Origin of the sequence: Dermatophilus congolensis, assembly GCF_900187045.1 — a bacterium.
Classification (GTDB): Bacteria; Actinomycetota; Actinomycetes; order Actinomycetales; family Dermatophilaceae; genus Dermatophilus; species Dermatophilus congolensis.
Genome location: NZ_LT906453.1, coordinates 773,938 through 798,928 on the forward strand (window position 1 = coordinate 773,938; position 24,991 = coordinate 798,928).

Annotated in this window: 22 protein-coding genes; 17 read left to right on the forward strand and 5 right to left on the reverse strand. The window is 59.2% G+C overall.

Translation table 11 applies throughout. The features are described 5' to 3' along the window. Window positions 1–36: 36 nt before the first annotated feature. Window positions 37–1,215, reverse strand: a complete 1,179-nt coding sequence (locus CKV89_RS03380; RefSeq protein ID WP_028327595.1) for an acyltransferase family protein — start codon at window positions 1,213–1,215, stop codon at window positions 37–39. Window positions 1,216–1,495: 280 nt separating this feature from the next. Here CKV89_RS03380 and CKV89_RS03385 point away from each other — a divergent pair, with 280 nt between their 5' ends. After that, window positions 1,496–1,894, forward strand: coding sequence for a hypothetical protein (locus CKV89_RS03385; protein ID WP_154657680.1), 399 nt, complete (start codon window positions 1,496–1,498; stop codon window positions 1,892–1,894). 61 nt (window positions 1,895–1,955) lie between these two features. On the opposite strand, the gene CKV89_RS03390 is transcribed toward CKV89_RS03385, so the two are convergent. Continuing rightward, window positions 1,956–2,936 (reverse strand): 1,4-dihydroxy-2-naphthoyl-CoA synthase, encoded by a 981-nt coding sequence (locus CKV89_RS03390; RefSeq protein ID WP_028327597.1) that lies wholly within the window; start codon window positions 2,934–2,936, stop codon window positions 1,956–1,958. 145 nt (window positions 2,937–3,081) lie between these two features. Between CKV89_RS03390 and CKV89_RS11675 the strand changes: the two genes are divergently transcribed. From CKV89_RS11675 to CKV89_RS03415, 6 genes are all read left to right on the forward strand, one after another. Next, window positions 3,082–3,237 (forward strand): hypothetical protein, encoded by a 156-nt coding sequence (locus tag CKV89_RS11675; RefSeq protein ID WP_154657681.1) that lies wholly within the window; start codon window positions 3,082–3,084, stop codon window positions 3,235–3,237. A gap of 117 nt (window positions 3,238–3,354) precedes the next feature. Beyond that, window positions 3,355–3,831 (forward strand): NUDIX hydrolase, encoded by a 477-nt coding sequence (locus tag CKV89_RS03395; RefSeq protein WP_034401337.1) that lies wholly within the window; start codon window positions 3,355–3,357, stop codon window positions 3,829–3,831. A 124-nt stretch (window positions 3,832–3,955) separates the two neighbouring features. Further along, window positions 3,956–6,004 (forward strand): phosphotransacetylase family protein, encoded by a 2,049-nt coding sequence (locus CKV89_RS03400; protein ID WP_028327599.1) that lies wholly within the window; start codon window positions 3,956–3,958, stop codon window positions 6,002–6,004. Window positions 6,005–6,112: 108 nt separating this feature from the next. Beyond that, window positions 6,113–7,117 carry an o-succinylbenzoate synthase gene (locus CKV89_RS03405; RefSeq protein ID WP_034401338.1) on the forward strand — a complete coding sequence of 335 codons (1,005 nt, stop codon included), beginning with the start codon at window positions 6,113–6,115 and terminating at the stop codon, window positions 7,115–7,117. A gap of 473 nt (window positions 7,118–7,590) precedes the next feature. Further along, window positions 7,591–8,808: an amidohydrolase gene (locus tag CKV89_RS03410; protein ID WP_028327600.1), complete on the forward strand. Its 1,218-nt coding sequence runs from the start codon at window positions 7,591–7,593 to the stop codon at window positions 8,806–8,808. An 82-nt stretch (window positions 8,809–8,890) separates the two neighbouring features. Continuing rightward, entirely contained in the window at window positions 8,891–10,525 is a 1,635-nt protein-coding gene (locus CKV89_RS03415; protein ID WP_034401339.1) for an MFS transporter, read from the forward strand. Between the two features lie 110 nt (window positions 10,526–10,635). Here the strand turns inward: CKV89_RS03415 and CKV89_RS03420 are convergent, their stop codons facing one another. Then, the gene (locus CKV89_RS03420) at window positions 10,636–11,856 is read right to left on the reverse strand and encodes a THUMP-like domain-containing protein (protein ID WP_028327601.1); all 1,221 of its coding nucleotides are present in this window, start codon (window positions 11,854–11,856) and stop codon (window positions 10,636–10,638) included. 327 nt (window positions 11,857–12,183) lie between these two features. Here CKV89_RS03420 and groES point away from each other — a divergent pair, with 327 nt between their 5' ends. Together groES and groL are read left to right on the forward strand one after the other, a co-directional pair. After that, entirely contained in the window at window positions 12,184–12,480 is a 297-nt protein-coding gene (gene groES / locus CKV89_RS03425; protein ID WP_028327602.1) for a co-chaperone GroES, read from the forward strand. A gap of 116 nt (window positions 12,481–12,596) precedes the next feature. Then, entirely contained in the window at window positions 12,597–14,204 is a 1,608-nt protein-coding gene (gene groL / locus CKV89_RS03430) for a chaperonin GroEL (RefSeq protein WP_028327603.1), read from the forward strand. Window positions 14,205–14,303: 99 nt separating this feature from the next. Here the strand turns inward: groL and CKV89_RS03435 are convergent, their stop codons facing one another. Beyond that, window positions 14,304–15,683, reverse strand: coding sequence for a GntP family permease (locus tag CKV89_RS03435; RefSeq protein WP_028327604.1), 1,380 nt, complete (start codon window positions 15,681–15,683; stop codon window positions 14,304–14,306). A 111-nt stretch (window positions 15,684–15,794) separates the two neighbouring features. Then, the gene (locus tag CKV89_RS03440) at window positions 15,795–16,088 is read right to left on the reverse strand and encodes a WhiB family transcriptional regulator (protein ID WP_028327605.1); all 294 of its coding nucleotides are present in this window, start codon (window positions 16,086–16,088) and stop codon (window positions 15,795–15,797) included. Between the two features lie 360 nt (window positions 16,089–16,448). On the opposite strand from CKV89_RS03440, the gene CKV89_RS03445 reads away from it, so the two are divergent. The 8 genes from CKV89_RS03445 to lhgO all read left to right on the forward strand — a co-directional run bounded on the left by CKV89_RS03445 (window position 16,449) and on the right by lhgO (window position 24,970). After that, window positions 16,449–17,117: a sigma-70 family RNA polymerase sigma factor gene (locus CKV89_RS03445; RefSeq protein WP_028327606.1), complete on the forward strand. Its 669-nt coding sequence runs from the start codon at window positions 16,449–16,451 to the stop codon at window positions 17,115–17,117. Further along, on the forward strand, window positions 17,114–18,064 hold the full coding sequence (locus CKV89_RS11680) for a hypothetical protein (RefSeq protein WP_154657682.1): 951 nt from the start codon (window positions 17,114–17,116) through the stop codon (window positions 18,062–18,064). Before CKV89_RS03445 ends, CKV89_RS11680 begins: the two co-directional genes overlap by 4 nt. Before the next feature lie 16 nt (window positions 18,065–18,080). Continuing rightward, a complete protein-coding gene (gene guaB, locus CKV89_RS03460; RefSeq protein ID WP_028327609.1) occupies window positions 18,081–19,616 on the forward strand; it encodes an IMP dehydrogenase in 1,536 nt (511 codons plus the stop codon). Window positions 19,617–20,073: 457 nt separating this feature from the next. After that, the gene (gene rfbF, locus CKV89_RS03465; RefSeq protein WP_028327610.1) at window positions 20,074–20,850 is read left to right on the forward strand and encodes a glucose-1-phosphate cytidylyltransferase; all 777 of its coding nucleotides are present in this window, start codon (window positions 20,074–20,076) and stop codon (window positions 20,848–20,850) included. A 1-nt stretch (window position 20,851) separates the two neighbouring features. Next, the gene (locus tag CKV89_RS03470; protein ID WP_028327611.1) at window positions 20,852–21,880 is read left to right on the forward strand and encodes an NAD-dependent epimerase/dehydratase family protein; all 1,029 of its coding nucleotides are present in this window, start codon (window positions 20,852–20,854) and stop codon (window positions 21,878–21,880) included. After that, window positions 21,880–22,425: a dTDP-4-dehydrorhamnose 3,5-epimerase gene (gene rfbC, locus CKV89_RS03475; protein ID WP_028327612.1), complete on the forward strand. Its 546-nt coding sequence runs from the start codon at window positions 21,880–21,882 to the stop codon at window positions 22,423–22,425. Before CKV89_RS03470 ends, rfbC begins: the two co-directional genes overlap by 1 nt. Beyond that, window positions 22,422–23,732, forward strand: a complete 1,311-nt coding sequence (locus CKV89_RS03480; RefSeq protein ID WP_028327613.1) for an NAD(P)H-dependent oxidoreductase — start codon at window positions 22,422–22,424, stop codon at window positions 23,730–23,732. The genes rfbC and CKV89_RS03480 overlap by 4 nt, the downstream gene beginning before the upstream one ends. Next, entirely contained in the window at window positions 23,732–24,970 is a 1,239-nt protein-coding gene (gene lhgO / locus CKV89_RS03485; RefSeq protein ID WP_028327614.1) for an L-2-hydroxyglutarate oxidase, read from the forward strand. The genes CKV89_RS03480 and lhgO overlap by 1 nt, the downstream gene beginning before the upstream one ends. Window positions 24,971–24,991: the final 21 nt, after the last annotated feature.

A 24,991-nucleotide genomic window follows, 5' to 3' on the forward strand; every position in this document is an offset into this window, starting at 1 on the left:
GTCACCCTACTCATGTGCGGGTGGATGGGTGCGGGGTTAGGGGGTGGTGATTGTGTTGTTTTTGCGGGTGGGGGTGGTGTTGTTGAGGGTGGTGCGTAGGTGTTCGCATGCTTTGGCGAGGGGTTTGGGAAGGGTGAAGAGGAAGGCGAGGGTGGGGATGCGTCGGAGGATTTTTTCTAGGAGGACGCATCCGGCGATGACGATGGTGGTGGCGAGGATGGGGTAGAGGAAAACGGCGCAGGGGATGCTGCGGATGGTGCTGCCGAGTCCGGTGCTTAGGCCGAGGGTGATGAGGTTGAGGATGGTCGCTAGGGGGATGTGGAGGGTGTAGATACCGAGGGTGTGGTGGCCGAGGTAGGTCAGGGGGGTTGCTAGGTGGGGGATGCGGACGAGGCATCCGACGAAGCCGACGGCGGTCAGGCCTAGGGTGATGTAGAGGAGGGCGATGAGGGTGGCGTAGCCGGGGCCGGGTGGGGCGAGGCTGAGGAGTCGGGTCATGCCGATGGGTTGGTAGATGGCCCAGGAGGTAATGGCGGTGAGGATGGTCAGGGGTGGGCTGCTTGCCATGCGGGTGAGGATGGCGCGGCCGTGTACGCCTAGGCCGAAGAAGATGGCGTAGGTGAAGGCGCGGGTCCAGAGTGCGCTTTCGAGGGACCAGGCTTGGACGGCGATGAGGTGGAGGATGAAGAGTGCGGTGAGGGTGATCCAGGGTGGTACGCGTCGTAGTGCGGTGAAGAGGAGGATGTAGGTGGATAGGGCGAAGAGGTACCAGAGGTAGGTGTTGGGTAGCCAGAGTTGGATGAGCCACTGGTCGAGGGAGGCGACTTTGTGGGGGGTGGGGAAGTCTGGTGGCATGCAGAGGATGAAGATGCCGTAGGTGATGAGCCAGATGGTGTAGAGCCAGTAGTTGGTGGCGGCGCCGAGGATGGCTTTGCCGCGGCGGAATCCTCGGTGGATTTTTCCGGATGCGAGTACGCCGGAGAGGGCGAATAGGAGGGGCATGCGGATGATGGAGAGGATTTGGTTGATGCGTGCCCATCGTCCGGTTTCGAGTCCGCCGACCCAGGCCATGAGGTAGTAGTGGCCGATGGTGACGTGGAAGAGGACGACGAGGATGACTGCGACGGCGCGTGAGGTGTCGATCCAGCGGAGTCGTGGTGGTGTTGTGGGGGTGGGGGAGGGGTGTGGAGACGGTGAGGTGGCGTGACTGCTCACGTCGGTTGGGGTTCCCTCTCGGTGTGTCGGTGCGGGTGCGTGTGGGGGTGGGGTGCGGGGTTCATCCTAGGCAGGCCGCGGCGGTGGGGCTGCTGTGGGGTTTTTGTTAGGGGGTTGGTGTTGACGCTACGGATGTGGGGTGTGGTGCGGCAAATGTGCTGGTGAAGTGGTGTGCGACTGGAGGGATAGAGGGGGGTACGACTTTGGGGGTAGTTATGTGAGGTGAGTTTGGGACTGGGGGTGGATTACTGAGGGGTGGTGAGTGGCGACACTTGTTTCTGTGAAGGTGAAACAAATGTGTGTGGGTATGGCAGCGCTGTTTGTAGGCGCTAGTGGTTTTTATGTGTATGCAAACGCGAAACCTGAAGATGTGAGGGATTACTACTCGAAAGAGGTTGAATATCGGCTGGAGTCTTCAGGTCCTTTGGGGGAGGTTTTCCCCTTGGAGTGGGATGGTTTGAATGGCCCCATGGTTGTTTCGGAAAAGGTAGCTGATTCGACATGGAGTAAGAAAATGGTCGCTGGTGCGGATCCGGAAGTCTCTGCTGTTGCTCCTGATTCGGGAACTTTGCGCTGCAAGATCATTGATCACGAGGGGAAAGTGATTGCTCAGCAGGAAGGGGTGAATGGGCAAGAGGTAAAGTGTCAGGCGCAGCGAATAAACTCTTCATCACAGTAGTGATGAAGAGTTCTCTGAACCGCGAGAACTTTTGTCTTGCGAAATTCCAGATAAAGGAAGGTTAGAAGTACCAGGGGAAGGGACTCCAGTCGGGGTTGCGTTTTTCGAGGAATTGGTCGCGGCCTTCGATGGCTTCGTCGGTCATGTAGGCCAGTCGGGTGGCTTCTCCGGCGAATACTTGTTGGCCCATGAGTCCGTCGTCGGTGAGGTTGAATGCGAATTTGAGCATGCGTTGGGCTTGGGGTGATTTGCTCATGATTTCGGTGGCGACGCGGATGGCTTCGTGTTCGAGGTCGTCGTGGTCGGTGACGATGTTGACGGCGCCCATGCGGTGCATGTCTTCGGCGGTGTATTCGCGGCCGAGGAAGAAGATTTCGCGGGCGAATTTTTGGCCCACCATTTTGGCGAGGTAGGCGGAGCCGTAGCCGGCGTCGAAGGAGCCTACGTCGGCGTCGGTTTGTTTGAAGCGGGCGTTTTGGCGGGAGGCGATGGTTAGGTCGCAGACGACGTGGAGGGAGTGTCCGCCGCCTGCTGCCCAGCCGTTGACGACGGCGATGACGATTTTGGGCATGGTGCGGATGAGGCGTTGCACTTCGAGGATGTGGAGGCGGCCGCCTTCGGCTTTGGTGCGTTGTTCGTCGATGTTGGTGTGGGATTCTTCGCCGGTGGTGGCGTCTTTGCTGGCGTATTGGTATCCGGATCGTCCGCGGATGCGTTGGTCTCCGCCGGTGCAGAAGGCCCATCCGTTGGTGGTGGGGGATTTGCCGGGGGTGGGGTGGGGTCCGTTGCCGGTGAGGAGGATGGTTCCCACGTGTGGGGTCATGCGGGCGTGGTCGAGGGTGCGGTAGAGCTCATCGACGGTGTGTGGCCGGAATGCGTTGAGAACTTCGGGTCGGTTGAAGGCGATGCGTACGCAGCCTAGGGGGCGTCCGGGGACGGGGCCGGGGGCGGTGCTGCGGTGGTAGGTGATGTCGGTCAGGTCCTCGAAGCCGGGAACTGTCTCCCATGTAGTGGGGTCGAAGGTCTGTGACACGGTGTCCATGTGGCAAGCCTAGGCTTGCGGTGTTGTTCCGGTGGGATGCAACTTTGGGAGTAGGTGGGGTGCGACTTTAGGTGTAGGGGTGTGGAGTGGTTTGCAGACTGGGGGTGGATGACCGGTGGGGTGGTGCAGGGAAAGACTGGTTGCCATGAGGAGGCAACGATTTTTTGTAGGTGTGGCGGCGTTGTTTATGGGGGCTAGTTTTATTTCTGCGTATGTAGACCCAATCCAGGAGCATGAGTATTACTCCAAAGAGGCTGTGCATAGTGTGGAGTCTTCGGGGGCTGTGGGGGATAGACCATGAGGGGAAGTGGTCGCGCAGCGGGAAGCGTCTCGTGGGAAGTGAAGTCAGCTGTGTCGCATCGGCTGGCTAGGTAAGGCCTAGAAAAAGAGCTGTAGGGGTGGGTCTAGCCTTGAATGTATGCCGATCCCTGAACATGTTGCGAGGTTACGGGCCAAGGTGGGGCACGATCTGTTGTGGCTGCCGGGTGTGACTGCTGTTGTGGTGCGTGAGGGGGATCGGGGGGTGGAGGTGGTGTTGGTGCGTCGTTCTGATAACGGTGAGTACACCCCGGTCACTGGTGTGGTTGATCCGTTGGAGTCCCCTGCGGTGACGGCGGTGCGTGAGGCGAAGGAAGAGGCGTGTATTGATGTTGAGGTTGAGCGGTTGATCGCTGTGCGGGTGACGCCGGTTGTTACTTATCCCAATGGTGATCAGTCCGCGTATGTTGATGTTGCTTTTCGGTGTAGGTGGGTAGGTGGTGTTCTGCGGGTGGGGGACGATGAGTCTTCTGAGGTGGGGTGGTGGCCGGTGGCAGATCTTCCGCCGATGGAGGATCGTCATCGTGAGGCGATTGAGATTGCGTGTCGTGATGATGGTGAGGTCGTTTACGACTGATGCGTGTTCTTGTGCACACGATTGCGCTATGTGCTTGCTAACCGGTCGCATTGGTCGATGAGGAGGCAGGACTGTCCTAGTCTCCGCCCACGGCCGTGGGCGGTGTCGTGGTGAGGAGCGCAGCATGCAACGACGGATTCTCGTGGTACCCGCCGGTCATCGGGAGCCTGTGACTCCTGTGTGCCTAGGCCTGGTTCAGGCGCTGTCCGAGATGCGTGTGAATGTGGCTTATGCCAAACCTATTGCGCAGGAGTTCAGCAAGGGTAACGAGGATCAATCTGTTGAGGTGTTTCGGTTGGTGACGCGGTTGCGTCCGCCGCAGCCGGTTACTTCTGATATCGCGATGCGTAATTACGCTATGTATGGCAGTGACACGATGTTGTCTTCGGTGCTTTTTGAGATGCGTGATGTTTTGGCGCATGAAGCGGTGGTTTTTGAGGGTCTTTCCCCTATTCGCGGGACTTCTTTGACGAATCAGTTCAATGAAGAGTTTGCCGTGGGTGTTGATGCTGATGTGCTTCTTGTTGCCACAGCTGCCGAGGGTTTGGCCGAAGTTGTTGATCATGTCGCGATGGCTGCGCGTCCTTTTACTGACCGTCGCCCAGGTCGGGTTATTGGTGTTGTCATTGTCGGTATTCAGGACGATGACAAGGGTTTGCTGGGTGATGTTCGGCGTGATCTTGAGGCCCAGAATTTGCAGGTTGTTGCTGCTGTTGCGCATAGTCCTCAGCTTGAGCGTTTGCGGGTGCGTGACATCGTCCATCAGCTGCGTCTGACTGTTGTTTCTGAAGGCGATATGGATCGTCGTGTTGAGCACATGATGATCGCTGCTCAAGGTATGCCAGGTGTTGTGGACCGTACCGCTGAGGCGGGGCGTTTTGTTATCACCCCTGGTGATCGTCCTGATGTTCTTATGACTGCTGCTCTTGCTGAGATTAAAGGGGTTCGTCCAGCGGGTGTGCTTCTGACGAGCGGTCTTTTGCCTAGTGAGAATGTGATGAGTTTGTGCGCGCCAGCGTTGGAGGCAGGGATGCCTTTGTTGGCGACGGATGATTTCACGTATGAGGCGGCTTCGGCGGTGAATGGCATCCAGATGCAGATTCCCGCTGATGACGAAGAACGTGCACAGTTGACGAAACAGACGTATGCCGAAGCGTTTTCTACTGAGTGGCTGCGCAGTTTGCAAGAGAATGAGCAGCCACGTCGCGCTACGTATATTCAACTGCGGGCTTCGGTGATGGAGCGGTTGGGTACTAAGCGTTACGCCACAGCTTTGCCTGGGCCTGTCACTGTTGACATGCTCCGTTCTGCTCGGGCGTTGCTCGATTTCGGTATGGCTACGTGCTTGTTTGTTGGGTCTACGGAACAGATCAGTGAGGTTGCTGCTCTTCACCACATCCCCATGCCTGATGCGGCGCACATCATTGATGTTGCAAGCCCTGCTCCTGAGGTTGTGCGCTATTTGGCGGCTAAACGTGGTGTTGAGGAACAGGTGGCTGTTCGAGATTTGGCTGATCCGCTTACTTACTCCATGGTTTTGCTTGCGATGGAGGAAGTGCAGTCTGTGGTGGGGGACCGTATCGATACTGGTTCGGATTTGGTGCGTTTGGCTGACGAACTTATTGGTTTGTCTCCTGGAGTTACTTCGGTAGGGACCAGTACGTATCTTCTCGATAAGGAGTCCATCCAGATTTATGCTGGCCCTGCCTACGGGGAGAACGCCACGGTTGAGCAGATTGTGATTTCTGCTGAGCTTGCAGCTGATCGCGCTATTTCTTTGGGTATCTACCCGACGGTCACGTTCGTTTCTGAGGGGGACTGCTCTACGGGAACTCTGGAGTTGATGACTCAGTGTCGGGATCTTCTTGTTACTCGCCGTCCTGATTTGGCTGTTGCAGAGCCGATCCAGCTCAAAGAGTTCTTTGACCGTCCGCTTGAGGGGGGTGTGCGTTCTGGTGGTGGCTCTGTTGGTAACGCCTCGATTCTTGTGTTCCGTTCGACTGAGGCTCGAAAGCAAGCGCTGCGTGAGGCTCAGCGGCATGTCGAGGGGAGCCAGGTTGGTCCGCTGCTGAATGGTTACGCCAAGCCATTTGCGGGGTTGCCGCAGCGTGGTGGTGGCCCGGAGATCACGGACACGATTGGTTTAACGGCGGTTCTCACAGACCGCGCCTGAGCCGGTGTGTCGGCGGGTGGAAACGAGTAAGTAGTGGATGCACTGTTCTGTTCTAGGCGCCAGGATAGGACGGTGCATTCTTCTGTGCCTTCGCTGCGTCCTGCGTGTGTGTCTTCTTGGCCAACTTTGGCGGAATTGCTTGATTCCTCGAGTGTGGTCCGTATTCCTATGAACACGCGTTTCCGTGGGGTGACTCATCGGGAGGCCATGCTTTTTCGAGGGCCTACTGGCTGGGGGGAGTGGTCGCCTTTTGTGGAGTATGGCCCGGCTGAGTCCTCACGGTGGTTGGCTGCGGCGATTGAGGCTGCCTGGTGCGGCTGGCCTGAACCTGTTCGTGAAGTTGTTCCGGTCAACGCCACGGTTCCAGCTGTGCCAGCTAATCGAGTGGCGGACATTCTCGATCGTTATGACGGGTTCGCTGCGGTGAAGGTCAAGGTGGCTGAGCAGGGGCAGAGCTTAGCTGAGGATGCGGATAGGGTTGCAGCGGTCCGGGATTATGTTGGAGTGGACGTCCCGGTGCGTTTGGATGCTAATGCGGGCTGGGACGTGCGCGCCGCGATGGAGGCTATTGCTGTGTTGTCGCGGTACAGCCTCGAGTATGTAGAGCAGCCTGTGGCTGAGGTGGAGGATTTGGCGCGTCTTCGTCGTGCTCTTGTGACGGCGGGTCGCAGTGTGCGTATCGCTGCTGATGAGTCGATCCGTAAGGCGGAAGATCCTTTACGAGTTGCTCGTGCTGAGGCTGCTGATCTCATTGTGGTCAAGGTTGCGCCGTTGGGGGGGGTGCGCCGTGCCCTTGAGATTGCTGAGCAGGTGGGGTTACCGACTGTGGTGAGTAGTGCTTTGGACACTTCGGTGGGTATTGGGGCTGGGGTGGCGCTTGCGGCTGCGCTTCCAGAGCTTGAGTTTGCGTGTGGTTTAGGCACGGTTGCGTTGCTGGCTGGGGATGTATCGCGCAGTTCGTTGGTGCCTAGGGGAGGGGTGCTTCCGGTGGGGTGTGTAGAGGTGGATTCAGGTTTGGTGGAGCAGTTTGAGGTGCCTGTGGAGCGGGTGCAGTGGTGGAATCAACGGTTGGGGGGCGCTTATCGCTATGTGTGTGATTCTCCAGGACTTTGAGGGGATATATCAGGTGCGTGAGGTTCCTGTAAATATAAGATTGGTCTTTTCGGGAAAGTCAGATAATTTGTAAATATTTTGCAGAAAATCTGGCCATCAGGATCACCTATTTGTGTCCTATGTCACTTTGAGTGCTTATGTCCTGATGGTGGCTGTTTTTTGAATGAGGTGTGCTGCTGACTGCCACCTCTCCTGCCTTCTCTCGAGTGAAAGTCGCTGGAGGATGGCATCGGAGGCCCCGGCATCTGAGGTGGGTTCTTGGGGGAGAACACCTCAATAGTTTCAAGATTTCTTTGTCTTGGTCGATCCTTATCTCTTGTAGAGGTCAAGATTTCGGTGTGGTTATGCGGGGTTCTTGCCGCTGCGTCCGGTGCTGATAACACTGGGTAAATAAAAATATATGAGGGCGATCGACTGACTCCTCGATACCCGGTTGCCATTGCCCTTCATCTTCTTAGAGGAAAGGTCCGGTCGTGTCTATCGCTGATATCACCGCCAAGGTTCCGGCATTAGCTGAAATGCAGGAGACTCTTTACAAGCACCTCCATGAGAACCCTGAACTTTCCATGGTCGAGACTGAAACTCGCGCACTCATCGCGGGCAAGCTTACTGAGTACGGTTATGACGTCAAGGAAATTGGCGGCGGCGTGGTAGGAGTCCTGGCCAATGGTCAGGGGCGCACCGTCTTGTTCCGCGCAGATATCGATGCTCTTCCCGTGCAGGAAGCAACCGGCCTTGACTACGCCTCAACAAAGGTCATGAAAGATCAGGACGGCATCGAACAGCCCGTTATGCACGCGTGCGGTCACGACATGCATGTCGTCGCTGGCCTTGGCGCTGCTCAGCTGCTTGCTGAGCATAAAGACACCTGGAGCGGTACATACATCGCCCTGTTCCAGCCCGCAGAGGAAACTGCTCAGGGCGCCCAATCCATGGTGGATGCTGGACTCATTGACGCGATTCCAAAGCCTGATGTGTGCCTAGGGCAGCATGTGTTGGCTGCCCCCGTAGCTGGCAAAGTAGCGGTTGCGTCCGGGCCGATCCTGTCAACCGCGGTGTCTGCCAAAGTCACCGTGTATGGCAAGGGGTCCCACGGTTCCATGCCGCACTTGGGTGTCGACCCGGTCTTGCTTGCCTCCTCCATCGTGATGCGTTTGCAGTCTGTGGTGGCCCGCGAGATTGCCCCCAGCGACTTTGGCGTCATCACTATCGGTGCGCTACAGGCCGGACAAAAAGCCAACATCATTCCTGATCATGCTGAGCTGCGCATCAACTTCCGTGCCTACTCCGAGGACATTCGTGACCAGCTCGTTGAGGCGATGGAACGCATCGTCAAAGCCGAATGCGAGGCTTCGCGTAGCCCTAGAGAACCAGAGTTTGAGTACTCCGATCGTTATCCGCTCACCGACAACGATGAGCAGGCTGCCCTGACCGTCACCGAAGCGCTTCGTGAAGGGCTGGGGGCCGAGCGTGTTGAGCACATGCCTCCTGTTACTGCTTCGGAAGATTTCAGCAACATTCCTCGCGCTTTCGACGTTCCCTACGTCTATTGGGGTTTCGGTGGCTACACCGAAGGTTCCCCGGTTTATCCGAACCACAACCCCAGTTTCGCGCCAGCTATTCAACCGACGCTGACCACCGGCACCGAAGCCGCCGTTTCGGCGGTTCTTGGTTTCCTCCGCAAAGCGTGATCTCCGTTCGGGTGGGTCACCACCTTCCCGTTCCCCCAACCGGCGCCTTTCCCCGCGGCGTCTGAGAAAGAAGGTCCCCCACATGAATGCCACTGACACCACCCCACCCGTGGGTTACCAAGGCACGGAAAAGCTCCTTTGGGGCATCGTGCTTGCTGTCATCACGTTCTGGTTGTTCGCTGGAACAGCTGGCACCGTCGCGCCAGCCATCATGGCTGATGTCAACGCTGGCGGAAAACAGTACGTCGACGCATCGTCGATGAACTTAGCTGTGAGCATTACCGCGCTGTTCTCAGGTCTGTTTATCGTGCTCATGGGTGGCACAGCTGACAAAGTTGGTCGTGTCAAGATCACCCAGGTCGGAATCATCGCGGGCATTATCGGATCCGCGCTGTTGCTGTTCTCTTCTGGCCCGTTGGCTCTGCCGTTGCTGCTCACCGGCCGCGCTATCCAGGGTTTCTCGGCGGCCTGCATCATGCCAGCGTCCATGGCGTTGGTGAAGTCCTACTGGGATGGCCCGGCCCGTCAACGTGCAGTATCGATGTGGTCTATCGGTAGCTGGGGCGGTTCTGGACTTGCTGCTCTCTTTGGTGGCTTCGTTGTTCAGTACGTCGGTTGGAGGGGCATTTTCGCTGCCTCCATCGTCATCTCGGTGATCGCCTTTGTGATGATCTGGGGAACTCCCGAAAACAAGGTTGCCAGCACTGGCCGTCGTGCGGCCTTCGACATCGTCGGCCTCATCTTGTTCATTGTCGGCACTTTGTCTCTCATGATCGTGCTGCTCTTCGGTAAGAAGCTCGGTTGGGGCAGCCCGACTGTTTTGGGACTTGCGGTTCTTGCTGTCTTGGCGTGGGGCACATTCGTCTTTGTTGAGCGTGGCAAAGCCAATCCGTTTATTGATTTCACGCTCTTCAAAAACACCACTTTCACCGGTGCCACGCTCAGTAACTTCTTGCTTAATGCCACGATCGGCATGCTCATCGTCAGCCAGCAGCTCATTCAGCTTGCTGGTCGCAAAGCTGATGGGTCTGCTTACACCGCATGGGATGCTGGCCTGCTGACAATTGGTTATGCCGTGTTCATCATTGCGTTCATCCGCGTTGGTGAAAAGCTGCTGCAGCGTTTCGGACCTCGTAAACCGATGCTGTGGGGCACCCTCATCGTCATCACGGCCTGCCTGTTGCTCATGATGACGCACCTGCTCATCGGCCAGTACGTAGTTATGGCGATCATCGCTTACTGCCTCTTCGGTTTTGGTCTGGCGTTTTATGCCACGCCTTCGACTGACGCTGCTTTGTCTAACCTTCCTGCTGCGCAGGCCGGTTCGGGTGCTGGTATTTACAAGATGGCCTCTAGCCTCGGTGGCGCTATCGGCGCGGCAATTTCTTTGGCAGTTTTCACCGCTATGGCCAGCGTGCCTGCGGACATTGTTGGCAATGTGCTTCACATGCAGGGCCGTGTGGACAACATTGGGCTGCGCCAGGCGGGCATGATCGCGCTGGGAGTCAACCTGGTCTTCTTGCTCCTTGCGATCATCGCGATTGTGATGACTGTTCCTAAGGGAATGGGTAGGAAGGAGGCGAGCAAGCCCGAAGGCACGCCTGCTCCGGCTGCGCAGCACACGCTTGATGAAGAGAAGGCGGTTGTGTTGGGTCGTCTTGCTGAGCTTCCTCTGGCCACTCTTAAGGATCTGGAAGGGCGTGCCTACAAGGAGTAGGGGCTGCTTTGGTCCAACCAGGTGGCCGCTCGTCTCGTGAAGAGGTCAGCGGCCACCTGGTTTTGTTTTGCCTGTTTGTCCCCTGCCGGGGTTTGTCACTCAGTGGTGGTTCAGTCGCGTTCGACGATAAGGAAAGCTGGGCAGTCCGCGACACTGGTCAAAATGCCGATGGTTTCGGGGCCATTCCCATCGAGTTTGAGTTCGCGGCGGAATGTTTCGGGAGCGATGCGTCCTCCGCGTCGTTTAAGGGTGAGTCGTCCGCTGCCGCGTTCGCGTAGCCAGGCTCGGACGCGTTTGGGGTTGGGTTTCATGGCAGCGATGACGGTGTATCGGGTGGCCCAGGGCAGTTCGGTGCGGGTAGGCGAGGTGACGTAGCCGACGTGAGGGGCTAGTTCGGTTCCGTCGACGGCGGCGGTAAGGGCGCCGGTGAGGTCGGCGGCAATGATGGCTTTATCGGGTTCGTAGAGGTGGGTTCCTTCGCTGGGGAGTGTGGCGGCGTAGGGGTGGGTGGTGGGTGTGTCGTTTTGATGGATGTGGATGGGTGGGTGGTTGCCCAAGATGGTGGCGGTTCGGCCGGGCTGTTCGGCCAAGGGGCCCCACCAGATGGCGCATTCGAGGACGTCGCCGTGCAGGGAGGTCCATTCGGCTTGGGTTTGGTCGGGGATGCGGTTGCGGGGGAATGCGGGGGAGAGTTTGGCGCCGGTGGCGGGGATCTGGGTGGCGACGGACTCGACGAAGGACCATGGTGGGCTGATGGTGTCGAGGTTGTGTAGGCGGGTGGCCTTGCCTGTGGAGGTGGCGTGGGTGGTGTCGCGGCGGGCTGGGTCGAGCCAAATGCCGGTGTGGGTGGTGTCAGTGGGGAGGGGAGTGTCTTCGGCTAGTCCTGTGTGTGCTTCGGCGTGGGGGAAGTGACGCAGGTTGAGGGCGGCTAGGGCTGCGGTGGCGGGGTCGGCGTCGATGGCGGTGACGGCGATGCCCAGGCTGGCGAAGGTCATAGCGTCGGAGCCGATGCCGCAGCCGAGGTCGTGGATGTGGTGGATATTGGCGCGTACGTAGCGGTGTGCGTGGTGTGCGGCGATTTCTAGGCGAGTGGCTTGTTCGAGTGCGTCGGGGGTGAAGAGCATGCCGTCGGCGAATTCGCCGAATTTGTCGGCTGCTTTGGCGCGTAGGCGGGATTGGGTGAGTGCGGCGGCGATGAGGTCGGCGGGGTAGCCGGCGTTGCGTAGTTCGGTGTTGAGTGCGGCGGCGTGGGTTTCGTCGTATGGGGGGAGGGCGGCCAGCAGGCTCCATCCTTGGGGTGAGGCGAGTTGGTGCACTGTGGCGAGGTCCATGTGCTCATCTTCTCGTGTTGTGTTGGGTTGGGCGATTTATGCACGTCGGGTTGGGTGTGGGGAATTATTTCTGGCACTCGAGTTGACCGAGTGCCAGACCAGGCCTAAATTCAGAGTTAGCACTCGTGATGTTCAAGTGCCAGCTTTGCGAGGGTGTGTGAGGTTCGCCGGTGGCGGTCCGGAGCAGCTCGCGGGTTGGCATGCATACGCGGGTACGGCGACCGGGGCTTGCGAGTTCGACCCCCGCGACGGCGTTCGCGCACCCGGCCTCCGACAATCATCGAACTTGCCCGCACTGGGTGTGGGCCCGATCGGAAGGTCGAGAACATGTCGGTTTCTCTTAAGCCGCTCGAAGACCGCATCGTCGTCAAGTCCAGCGAGGCGGAGCAGACCACGGCTTCCGGCCTGGTTATTCCGGACACCGCTAAAGAAAAGCCCCAGGAGGGCGAGGTCCTGGCTGTGGGCCCGGGCCGTTGGAACGAGAAGGGTGACGCTCGTCTTCCCCTCGACGTCAAGGTCGGTGACAAGGTCATCTACAGCAAGTACGGCGGCACCGAGATCAAGGTTGGTGGCGAGGAGTACTTGATCCTGTCGGCCCGCGACATTCTGGCCGTCGTCGCCTGATCCAGCGCAGTTCCGAGCACGGCGCGGGCCCATCGAGGCTCGCGTCGTGATCGCTATCCGCTTCCCTGTGTGGGGGCGGGGTATCTCGTCGTAGCAGCGCAAAGGTAAGGATTCTCATGGCTAAGACTCTTGAATTCAGTGACTCCGCGCGTAAGGCGTTGGAGCGGGGTGTGAACGCTCTTGCGGACACGGTCAAGGTCACGTTGGGCCCCAAGGGCCGCAACGTGGTTCTGGACAAGTCCTGGGGCGCTCCCACGATCACGAACGACGGTGTGACGATCGCTCGCGAGATTGAGCTGGAGGACTCGTACGAGAACCTCGGTGCTCAGCTGGCCAAAGAGGTCGCCACCAAGACGAACGACATCGCTGGTGATGGCACCACGACCGCAACGGTTTTGGCGCAGGCGATGGTGAACGAGGGCCTGCGTAACGTGGCTGCCGGCGCTGGCCCGGCTGCGTTGAAGCGCGGTATGGACAAGGCTGTGGCAGCGGTGAACGACCGCCTGCTCTCCAACGCCCGTGAGGTTGCCGGTAAGGACGAGGTTGCTCAGGTTGCATCCTTGTCTGCTCAGGACACCGAGATCGGTGGCCTGATCGGTGAAGCTTTCGACAAGGTCGGTAAAGACGGCGTGATCACGGTGGAGGAGTCGCAGACTTCTTCCACGGGCCTTGAGTTCACCGAAGGTATGCAGTTCGACAAGGGCTACCTCTCCCCGTACTTCGTGACGGACACCGAAAACATGGAGGCCGTCCTGGAGGACGCCTACGTGTTGGTTAACAGCGGCAAGATCTCTTCGGTGCAGGATTTGCTTCCGGTTCTGGAGAAGATCGCCCAGTCCAAGAAGCCGCTGCTCATCATCGCCGAGGACGTTGAGGGCGAAGCCCTGTCCACGCTGGTTGTTAACCGCATGCGTGAGATCCTGAAGGTCATTGCGGTTAAGGCCCCCGGCTTCGGTGACCGTCGTAAGGCCATGCTGCAGGACATCGCTACCTTGACGGGCGCGACGGTCATCAGCGAAGAGGTTGGTCTGCGTTTGGACCAGGCTGAGTTGGACATGCTCGGTACTGCTCGCCGCGTCGTTTCCACCAAGGACAACACCACCATCGTTGATGGTGGCGGCGCACAGGACGAGGTCGACGCTCGCGTTGCTCAGATCAAGGGCGAAATCGAGCACACGGACTCTGACTGGGACCGCGAGAAGCTGCAGGAGCGCCTGGCCAAGCTTGCTGGTGGCGTCTGCGTGATCCGCGTCGGTGCGTACACCGAGGTGGAGATGAAGGAAAAAAAGCACCGCATCGAAGACGCGATCGCCGCAACTCGCGCTGCGATCGAGGAGGGCATTGTCGCCGGTGGTGGCACGGCTCTGCTGCACGCTTCTGTTGCCATCGATGAGCTGGGTCTGAGCGGTGACGAGGCCACCGGCGCGAACATCGTGAAGAAGGCCACGGCTGAGCCGCTGCGCTGGATCGCTGAGAACGCAGGCCTGCAGGGCTACGTCGCTGTGGCGAAGGTCTCCGAGCTTCCGCTCGGCCAGGGCCTGAACGCTGCGACGGGCGAGTACGGCGAGCTCATCGGCAACGGCATCATCGACCCGGTGAAGGTTTCCCGCTCGGCGCTGCGTAACGCCGCATCGATTGCTTCCATGGTTCTTACCACCGACACGCTCGTGGTGGAGAAGAAGGAAGAAGAGCCCGAGACCCACGGCCATGGTCACGGCCACTGAGTGACGTGAACAGCTGGCTGCGAAGCTGGCTAATTCGTTAAAAAAGGGGCGGCCCCGCACCAGTGATGGTGCGGGGCCGCCCTTGTTGTAGTTGTGCACCTAAAGCACGAGGAACACAGCGCTCGCAAGGACGAACCCAACGACTGATTGGATGGTTTGTTGCAGGGTCCAGGTGCGCAGTGTTGTTGCAACGTCCATGTTCAGCAGTCGCCCAACGAGCCAGAATCCGGAGTCGTTGACGTGGCTACCGAAAACGGATCCGCTGGCTGTGGCTAGAGCGATGGCGACAACTTCTCCGGGGCTGTAGCCCGCTGCGGCAACAGACGGAGCCAAGAGTCCGGCGGTAGTGATGAGGGCGACGGTTGCTGATCCTTGGGCGATGCGCATGGCTACGGAGATGAGGTATGCCGCGATGATGAGGGGTAGGCCGAGGTTGGTTAGGGATTGGGACAAGGCGGCTCCGATTCCCGATTCGCGTAGGACGCCACCGAACATTCCGCCTGCACCGGTGATGAGGACGACTGAGCAGATAGGTCCTAGTGCTGAGTCGAGGAGTTTTTCTAGGGCGGTGCCGTCGTTGCCGCGGCGGTGGCCTAGCAGGATCAGTGCGGTCAGTACGGAGATGAGCAGTGCGATGGGGGAGGAGCCCAGTGTGGTGAGGGTGGGGTACCAGGCTGTTTTTTTGTCAACGAATCCTGCTGCGCGTAGATAGTCCAGTCCGGTGTTCATGAAGATGAGCAGCATTGGCAGCAGCAGAACGAACAGGACAGTGCGGACTCGGGGTGGGTTGGTGATGGAGGTGTTGGTTGTGTCGCCGAAAAGGGTGGTGGGTGCGGGGAAGGGGTAGGTGTGGGAGCAGATGCGTCCCCAGATGATTCCGGAGATGTACCAGGTGGGGATTGCTACGAGTAGTCCCAAGGCGAGGAGTAGGCCCAGGTCGGCCCCGTAGGTTTCGGATGCGGTAACTGGACCTGGGTGGGGTGGGACGAAGACGTGCATGACGGAGAAGGCAGCGATGGCGGGGATGGCGTAGTGGAGGATGGGGCGCTGAAGCTGGGTGGCGATGGCGAAGATGACTGGCAGCATGACGATGAGGCCAGCGTCGAAGAACATGGGGAAGCCCATGAGGAGTGAGGCGATGCCCAGGGCGGTGGGGGCGTGTTTTTCGCCGAAGAGGTGGACGAGTCGTTCGGCGAGGATGTGGGCGCCGCCGGAGTGTTCGACGAGTTTGCCGAGCATGGCGCCCAGGCCGACGAGAAGGGCAACGGAGCCGAGTGTTTTGGAGAAGCTTTCGGTCAGGGTGGGGATGATGTGGCTGGTGGGTATGCCGGTGGCGAAGGCGGTGAGGAGGCTGACGAGGATGAGGGTGAGGAATGCGTGGAGGCGGAATCCTATGACGAGGATGAGGATGACGGTGATGGCTGCGGCTGCGATGCCAAGTAGTGGCCCGGCGCTCATGGTCTGGGTCCAAGTGTTCATTGATGTTCCTTGGGCAAGGTGAGGTTTGGGTATTGGGTTCATTGTGGTGTGTGGGCATGAAAGGAGGGCGGTCTCGCTGGGTGTGCGGGACCGCCCTCGGTGGGTGTGGTTTTAGCTGGCGCGGCTGCGGCGGGCAGTGTTGCTGTGTTCTTCGCGTTGGGTTTCGGTGAGTCCTCCCCAGACGCCGTAGGGCTCGTTGACGTCGAGGGCGTGTTCGCGGCATTGGGGTTGTACAGGGCAGGAGGCGCAGATTTTTTGGGCTGCGTGGTCCCGGTTACGGCGGGCTGAGCCGCGTTCGCCTTCGGGGTGGAAAAAGATGGCGGGGTCGGCGTCGCGGCATGCGGCGTGCAGTTGCCAGTCCCATATGTCGGCGATGGGGCCGGGTAGGCGGGTCGCGTTGGTCATTGGTTTTCCTTGTGCGTTCTGGTGTGAGTCTGTGGGGGTGAGGCGGACGTTCCTTCGTGAGGTGGTGACGCCTGGGGCGAACGCTGTGGGTATGTGGTCGTGTGTGTGGGTCGCTTTTGAGTTTGATGCCTCAAATCATTATTCGGCAGGAGGCTGGATTTGGGCTGGGTAATTCAGTTGTGTCGGGTGCGAATTAGGTTTGCTTGAAGCTGTGGGTGGTGTGCGCTGTGTTGTGGACCTGTTCGGCGCGTCCGATATTCTTTTGAGTGGGTGTTGCACTGTCTTGGGGGTGTTGGTGTGACCTTCCGGCTTGTCCGTCGTGCCAGTGGCGGTGGGTCTCGATCGTCAGGAGCAGGCTTAGTGACCATTCCTTTTCGCGGAGCTCGGAAGAAAAATTCCGAGGCAGATGCTTCCCGGGCAGTAACGCCCTGGGGTGCTGCCGCGATGGGATCAACGGGCGAGGTTTCTCGCCTGACTGAGTTGGCGCTCGCTGCGAAGAGTGGGGCGGATTCCATTTCGCGGAACGAGTTAATGCGGATTGTGCGGGAGCGCTCGTTCCGGTATGCGCGTGCACGGCTCGGTCGTTTTCCTCGGGCAGCCAGTGCTTCTGAGGATGTTGCTCAGGAGGTGTGCGTGGCGGTTCTTATGTCGTTGGAGAAGTACGATCACCGCGGCGTGCCTTTTGAGGCGTTCATGTATTCCATCTGTTCACGCAAAGTGGCGGATGTTCAGCGTGTCTCTATGCGGCAGCCGGTTCCGACGGATGAGTTCCCGGACCGGGAAGATTTGGTTCCAGGGCCGGAGGAAACGGTTGTCACGGGCATTGATGCCCAGGAGGCGGGGGCGCTGATCAGTAAGCTCAAACCAGCGGACCAGGAGATTCTTCACCTGCGTATCGCTATGGGGTTGTCTGCCGAAGAAACGGCGAGATCTTTGGGGAAGACCGCGGGAGCGGTCAGGGTCGCGCAGCACCGGGCGATGAGTCGTTTGCGGGAGCTGTATGCGGCGCAGTTCGAGGAGGAACAGTGATAGCCGGGGGAGAAAGTCTCGACCTGGAACAGGTTCGAGCTGATGATGAGTTTTTGGATCGTCTCGCAAATCGTGAGTGTGCCTCTGATGAGGGTCTGGAAGCTTTGTTGGGGGCCTGGACGAGGGAGATTGACGAAGACGCAGACGAGATGGCGGGCACGCCACCTGCGTGGTGTGGCGAGCGGCTGTTGCCCAAGCCGCGGTCGTTGCGGGCCACACGTGTAGTTGCAGTAGCTGGGGCTGTTGTTGTGACGCTGTCTGGGGGGATGGCAGCGGTAGCGTTGAATGTTCCTACGCAGGGTTCTGCTGGGCCTTTGGGTGTGGTGCGTCAGGCAGTGCGGAGCATGCTGCCTGGTTCGGGGGATGCGGTGACTGTTCCTGATGGTTCTTCACCGGTGATTTCTGTGCCTAGTGCGGGTTCGTTGTCTATTTCGCCTATGCCGGGGCGGCCGTTGCTGGTTGTTCCTTCGGTGGGTATGCCAGGCATTCCGGGGGTGACGATGGGGGATCCCACTGGTTCGGGCAGTGTGATTTCTCCAGCTCAGCCTGGTGATGAGGGTGTGGGTCCGACTTCTGTTCCGTTGGTTCCTTCGCGTCCTGAGGATGGTTCGGCTAGCCGTCCTGGGGTGCCGTCGGATAGCGGTAAGGGCAAACCGGGCCCGACTAAGGAGCCTGCGCCTACGTCCAGTGATCGTCCGGACCCGAAGCCGACTAGTAGTGCACCTACTGCTACTCCTTCTGCCCCGCCGAAGGATTCGAGTTCGGTGACGACTCCAGGTGGGGTGGTGCCTTCGGGTACAACGTCATCGCATGAGCAGAGTTCTGTGCCTGCTCCTACCAGTGCTGTGTCTGAGAAGTCTTCGGGGGCGGCGTCTGCTCCGGTCACGGAGTCGGGGAAGTCTTCCACGGATGGGAAGGGCACCACTTCTGTCGAAGAGACACGGTGAGAACTACCATTAGGGAATGAGTTCCACGCCTCATTCGACTTCTGAGTTCGAGCAGTCTTGCGTCACGGATCCGTTCAGGAATTTGGGTCTGACTTTCGATGACGTTCTGCTGCTACCCGGCGAGACTGATGTGATCCCTTCTGAAGCGGATACGTCTACGCGTTTCAGCCGGAATATCACGCTGCGGGTGCCGTTGACGAGTGCGGCGATGGACACGGTCACCGAGTCGCGGATGGCGATCGCGATGGCTCGTCAGGGCGGGATTGGTGTTATTCACCGCAACCTGTCCATCGAGGATCAGGCGGTACAGGTTGACCGCGTGAAGCGTTCCGAGAACGGCATGATCACTGACCCGGTGACGGCTTCACCGGAGATGACGTTGGCTCAGGTGGATGCCCTGTGTGGCCAGTTCCGTATTTCTGGCCTGCCCGTGGTTGACGCTGATGGGAAGCTGGTTGGCATCATCACCAACCGTGACCTTCGCTTCGAGATGGACACGAGCCGTCGTGTGGCTGAAGTCATGACGAAGATGCCGCTGGTTACTGCGCCAGTGGGGGTTGATCGTGACGAGGCTTTGGCTCTGCTTGCGGCACACAAGATTGAAAAGTTGCCGCTGGTAGATGACACCGGCAAGCTGCGCGGCTTGATGACGGTGAAAGACTTCACTAAGACGGAGAAGTACCCCGACGCCACAAAAGATGATGGTGGGCGTCTTCGGGTCGCTGCCGCGGTGGGATTCTGGGGTGACTCTTGGGATCGTGCGATGGCTCTGGTGGATGCAGGTGTGGACGCACTGGTGGTGGACACCGCGAATGGTCACGCGCGTGGCGTGACTGACATGATTCGTCGTTTGAAGAAAGAAACCGCAGGTAAAGCTGTCGACGTGATTGGTGGCAACGTTGCCACGCGTGCGGGTGCGCAGGCACTAGTTGATGCTGGCGCCGATGCGATCAAGGTTGGTGTGGGGCCGGGGTCGATTTGTACAACACGCGTGGTTGCTGGGGTTGGCGTGCCGCAGGTGACCGCGATTTATGAGGCTTCGTTGGCAGCTAAAGCTGCCGGTGTGCCGGTGATTGGTGATGGTGGTCTGCAGTTTTCTGGCGACATCGGTAAAGCGATTGTTGCTGGTGCTGACACTGTCATGCTGGGTTCGCTGTTGGCTGGGTGTGAGGAAAGCCCTGGCGAATTGGTGTTTATTAACGGTAAGCAGTTTAAGAGCTACCGGGGTATGGGGTCGTTGGGTGCTATGCAGTCCCGTGGCCGTGCTAAGTCCTACAGCAAGGACCGCTACTTCCAGGGCGATGTCTCTGATGACGACAAGGTCATTCCGGAGGGAATTGAGGGGCAGGTTCCTTATCGTGGCCCGCTGGCCTCGGTCGCTTACCAGCTCATCGGTGGTCTGCGGCAAACAATGTTCTACGTCGGTGCCCGCTCTATCCCGCAGATGAAAGAACGCGGCCAGTTCGTCCGGATTACCTCGGCAGGGTTGAAGGAAAGCCACCCGCACGACATCCAGATGACGGTCGAAGCGCCGAACTATTCACGTCACTGACCGTTTCTTCCGCAGTAGGTAGACCGTTGCCTCACAGGGGCTGCGGCCTGCCTGCTGCTGTGTGTCAAGGCTGACGTGAACATCACCACTTCTGCGGGCTTGCTCAGCAGCAATGCCGCAGGAGTGCTGCAGCGGTTTCGTTGCCGTTCACGTGCATCGGAAGCGTTGTGTGCATGGCATTCAGCTCAGATACCGCCACATCTGACCGCCTAGTAGGACGGCTGTATAGTTACCGGCGGGGCGTGAGACGGGGGTCTTCACGAAAAGCTGCAACGGGCCTCCTCGACCTCGCCGGGACCCGAGAGACCTCACACACGTGCTGGTCAAAGGCACGCGCAGCAGATGCAAGGGGCCATCCGGGGGGATCGTTCGGAAAGCCAGACCTCCTGACCGTCTCACACTGCGTCAGCGGACCGAAGAGCCGCAGGCGCGTTTGCGATTCACGGGAGGGGAACCGATGAAGGCAGTCATCCTTGCGGGTGGCCTGGGAACTCGCTTGAGCGAAGAGACCACGCTCAAGCCCAAACCAATGGTTGAGATCGGTGGCAAACCGATCATCTGGCACATCATGCACGAGTACGCCCACCACGGCGTCAACGAGTTCATCGTGTGCGGCGGCTACAAAGCCGAATACATCAAAGAGTGGTTCGCCTCCTACGCGCTACGCAATTCGGACATGACGTTTGACCTGCGCACCGGCGAAATGGTTGTGCACAAACGCGACGTTGAAGACTGGAAAGTCACCGTTGTCGACACCGGCCTTAGCTCCTTGACCGGCGGCCGCCTCAAACGCGTGAAGGACTACATCGGCGACGAAACATTCTGCTTCACCTACGGTGACGGCGTCTCCGATACCGACATTTCCGCCACCATCGACTTCCACAAGAAATCTGGCCGCCTGGCCACCATGACCGTGGTGCAGCCACCTGGACGTTTCGGAGCGATCTCCCTGGGAGCCTGCGAAACCACCATCGAAACATTCCAAGAAAAACCCGATGGCGACGGCGCCTGGATCAACGGCGGCTACTTCGTGTGCGAACCCGGCGTCATCGACTACATCGACGGCGACGACACCACCTGGGAACAAGAACCCCTACGCAACCTCGCCCATAACGGCCAGCTCAACGCATGGAAACACCCTGGTTTCTGGCACCCCATGGACACGTTGAACGACAAAAACAAGCTGGAGAAGCAGTGGGCCGCTGGCAGCGCGCCCTGGAAGGTGTGGAACTGACATGAAGATTCTCGTTACCGGCACCGAGGGCTACCTCGGATACCTGCTCGCCCCGCTGCTCATGGAAGACGGGCACGAGGTCGTCGGCCTAGACACCGGCTTCTATGAAGAGGGCTGGCTGTTCAGCGACCACCAGCGCACCCCCATGACCATCAAGAAAGACATGCGCGACCTCACCGTCGAAGACCTTCAAGGTTTCGATGCCGTTGTCGCGATGGCTGAACTGTCCAACGACCCCGTCGGTGACCTGGTTGGCCCCCTGACCTTCGACATCAACCACAAAGGCTCAGTCCACGTCGCCACCACAGCTAAAGCTGCTGGCGTCGAGCGATTCGTCTACATGAGCTCCTGCTCCGTCTACGGTGTGGCCGAAGGAGACGTTGACGAAACCAGCGCCGTCAACCCGCAAACCGCCTACGGCGAATGCAAATACCTCACCGAACAAGACCTGTGGAAACTCGCTGACGACAACTTCCACCCCACCGCGATGCGTAACGCCACCGCCTTCGGCGCCAGCCCACGCCAGCGTTTCGACATCGTCCTGAACAACCTCGCCGGCCTGGCCTGGGTTGAGAAAAACATCGCAATGACCTCCGACGGCACCCCCTGGCGCCCCATGGTCCACGCCCTGGACATCTGCAAAGCGATCCGGTTGGCGCTGGCCGCTCCGATCGAGAAGGTCCACGCCCAGGTGTTCAACGTCGGCTCTTACGACAACAACTACACGGTGCGCCAGATCGCCGAGACCGTGGCAAACGAGTTCCCCGGCTGCGAGCTTTCCTTCGGCGAGCCCGGTCAAGACAACCGTTCCTACAAGGTCCGTTTCGACAAGATCGAGCAGACCCTTGGATTCTCCTGCGACTGGAACCTCGCCGATGGTGCCAAGCAGCTGCACTCGGTTTTCGAAGCGATCCAGCTCGACGCAGACAAGTTCTACGGCCGCGGCCACACGCGTTTGAAGATGATTGACCACCTCCTCAAAACCGGCCAGGTCGACGAGAAGCTGTTCTGGAAGAAGGCTGACGCCTGATGGAATTCACTCAAACCGCTGTTGAAGGCTGCTGGATCATCGACCTGAAGGCGTTCGAAGACAACCGTGGTGGTTTCGCACGGACCTTCTGCGTGGAGGAGTTCCAAGCACACGGCATCCCCACGGATGTGAAACAGGCCAACATGTCCTGGAACCACAAGAAGGGCACTATGCGCGGTATGCACCGCCAGATCGCCCCGGCCGCGGAGGGCAAACTGGTTCGCTGTGTGCGTGGCTCCATCGTGGACTGCTGCCTTGACCTGCGTGAAGACAGCCCCACCTTCGGTAAGAACGTGATGGTCGAACTGTCTGCAGACAACCACCGAGCATTGTGGATTCCGCCGTACTGCGCGCACGGATACCTCACCCTCACCGACGACACCGAAGTCACCTACCAGGTGTCGGGCATGTACTCCCCAGAGCACGAGCGCGGTCAGCGCTACGACGACCCTGCTTTCGGACTGCAATGGCCCATCCCCGTTGAGGTCATCTCGGACAAAGACAAAGCATGGGCGGACTGGGACGGAAAGGAGATCGTCAAGTGATCGTTGTTGACACTCTTCTGGCCCAGCGCGAGGCCGAAGGTAACCCGGTCAAGGTCGCTATCGCTGGCCCAGGGTTCATGGCCCGCGGCGCGATGCACCACATCTTCAACAGCAAACCTGGCATGGACGTGGCCGTGGTGTACGCCCGCACGCCCGAGAAAGGTGTTGCAGCACTGGAATTCGCCGGTAAATCCGGTGATCAGGTGAAGATCGTTCAGACTGCTGAAGAAATTGATGCCCTCGCCGCAACCGGCGGAACCGCCGTCACCTCCAACTATGAGGCGATGGTCAACGCCACCAGCGTCGAAGCCGTTTTGGATGCGACCGGATCAGTGGAATTCGGTGCCCACCTGGCCATGGCCACCCTGGCGGCAAAGAAACACCTCGTGCTTTTGAACGCTGAGGTCGATGCCACCATCGGCACCATCCTCAACGCCAAATTCGAGGACGCTGGCCTGGTGTACACCGGTGCCGACGGTGATCAGCCTGGTGTGCAAATGAACCTCATCCGGTTTGTGCGCGGCTTGGGTGTGACCCCGCTAGTGGCAGGAAATATCAAGGGCCTGCAGGACCCGTACCGCAACCCCAGCACCCAGGAAGGGTTCGCGCGTCAGTGGGGCCAAGACCCGCACATGGTGACCAGCTTCGCTGACGGCACCAAAGTGTCCGTTGAGCAAGCCCTCGTGGCTAACGCCGCTGACCTGTCTATTCACAAGCGTGGTTTGTTGCAGCGCGACCACCGCGGCCACGTCGATGACTTGACCGGCATGTATGACGTTGACGAGCTCAAAAAGCTTGGCGGCGCAGTTGACTACGTGGTCGGAACGAAACCAGGCCCAGGCGTGTACGTTTTGGGGACACATGATGACCCCAAACAGCAGCATTATCTGAACCTTTACAAGCTTGGCGAAGGCCCGCTGTACAGCTTCTACACGCCGTACCACCTGTGCCACTTCGAAGTTCCGGACACCCTGGCCCGCGCGGTCTTGCTCGGCGATGCCTGCATCAAACCATTGCGCCAAGCACCCAAGGTTGAGGTCATCACCATCGCTAAGAAAGACCTCAAAGCGGGGGAGACCCTGGATGCTCTGGGCGGATACACCTACTACGGTGAGTGCGAACGCGCAGATGTCACTGCCGCGGAGAAGCTCTTGCCGGTCGGGTTGGCACACGGGTGTGTACTCACCCGCGATATCGCCAAAGATGAAGCAATCTCCTACAACGACGTGATCGTCCCGCAGGGCCGCCTGGCCGATGAGCTGCGCCGGGAGCAAGACACAACGTTCCCGCAACCGGCGGTGCAGTAATGACAACTGCGCAGAAGGTGTATGACTTCGTTGTTATTGGCGGCGGAATTGTCGGCCTGGCCACGGCTATGGAGTTGCTGAACCGTAAACCTGAGGCATCTCTTCTCGTGATCGAGAAGGAATCACAGGTCGCCTTCCACCAGACAGGCCACAACTCGGGCGTCATCCACGCCGGTATCTACTACACGCCGGGCTCGCTGAAAGCTGTTCTGTGCAAAAAAGGCGCCGAACGTACCCGCGAATTCGCTGACGAACACGGCATCCCTTACCGCAATGTTGGCAAGCTGATTGTGGCCACCAACGAGGTTGAGCTGGAGCGCATGGAAGCTCTCTACGAGCGCGCCGTCACCAACGGCATGGATGTAGAGAAGCTCGATGGCCAAGAGCTCAAGCGCCGCGAGCCACGCATCAACGGTATCGGGGCGATCTGGAGCCCGAACACCGGCATCATCGATTACACCCAGGTGTGCCAGAAGATGGCTGAGGTCATCGAGGCCGCTGGTGGTCAGGTGCGTTTGGGAACCAAGGTTGTAGACATCACGGAGTCGTTCTCTGAGGTGCGTGTGGATGTTACTGCCGCGCACGCCAAGAACACTGCTGGGGATGTTGAGCGAGTGTTCGGTAAACAGCTGGTTGTGTGTGGCGGTATCCAGGCCGACCGGTTGGCGCGGATGGCGGGACTGAACCCGTCATTCCACATGGTTCCGTTCCGTGGGGAGTATTACCGACTGCCCGCGAGCAAGAACACGATCGTGAATTCGTTGATCTACCCGGTGCCTGATCCAGGTTTGCCGTTCTTGGGTGTGCATTTGACCCTGATGATGGACGGTGGGGTAACCGTGGGACCGAACGCGGTGATGGGTTTCGCTCGCGAGGGATACCCGCACTGGTCGATGAACGCCAAAGACATCGCGGATTTTGCTCTGTACAAGGGCTTCTGGAAATTGGTGCCGAGCGTGCTGAAAACCGGTTTGGTTGAGATGAAGAACTCGGCGTTCAAACCGGGCTATCTCAAGCTGGTCACCAAGTATGCCCCTGAGCTGCAGGTGTCGGATTTGGGGCCGGAGCCAGCAGGTATTCGGGCTCAGGCAGTCATGGAAGACGGCTCGATGGCCGAGGACTTCCTGTTCATGGAAACTGACCGCATGGTGCACGTGTGTAACGCACCTTCGCCAGCGGCGACGAGTTCGATGCCTATCGCCGAGATGATCGTCGACAAGGTAATGGCACGCGCCTAAGCAGTACGTGTGCCAGATGGC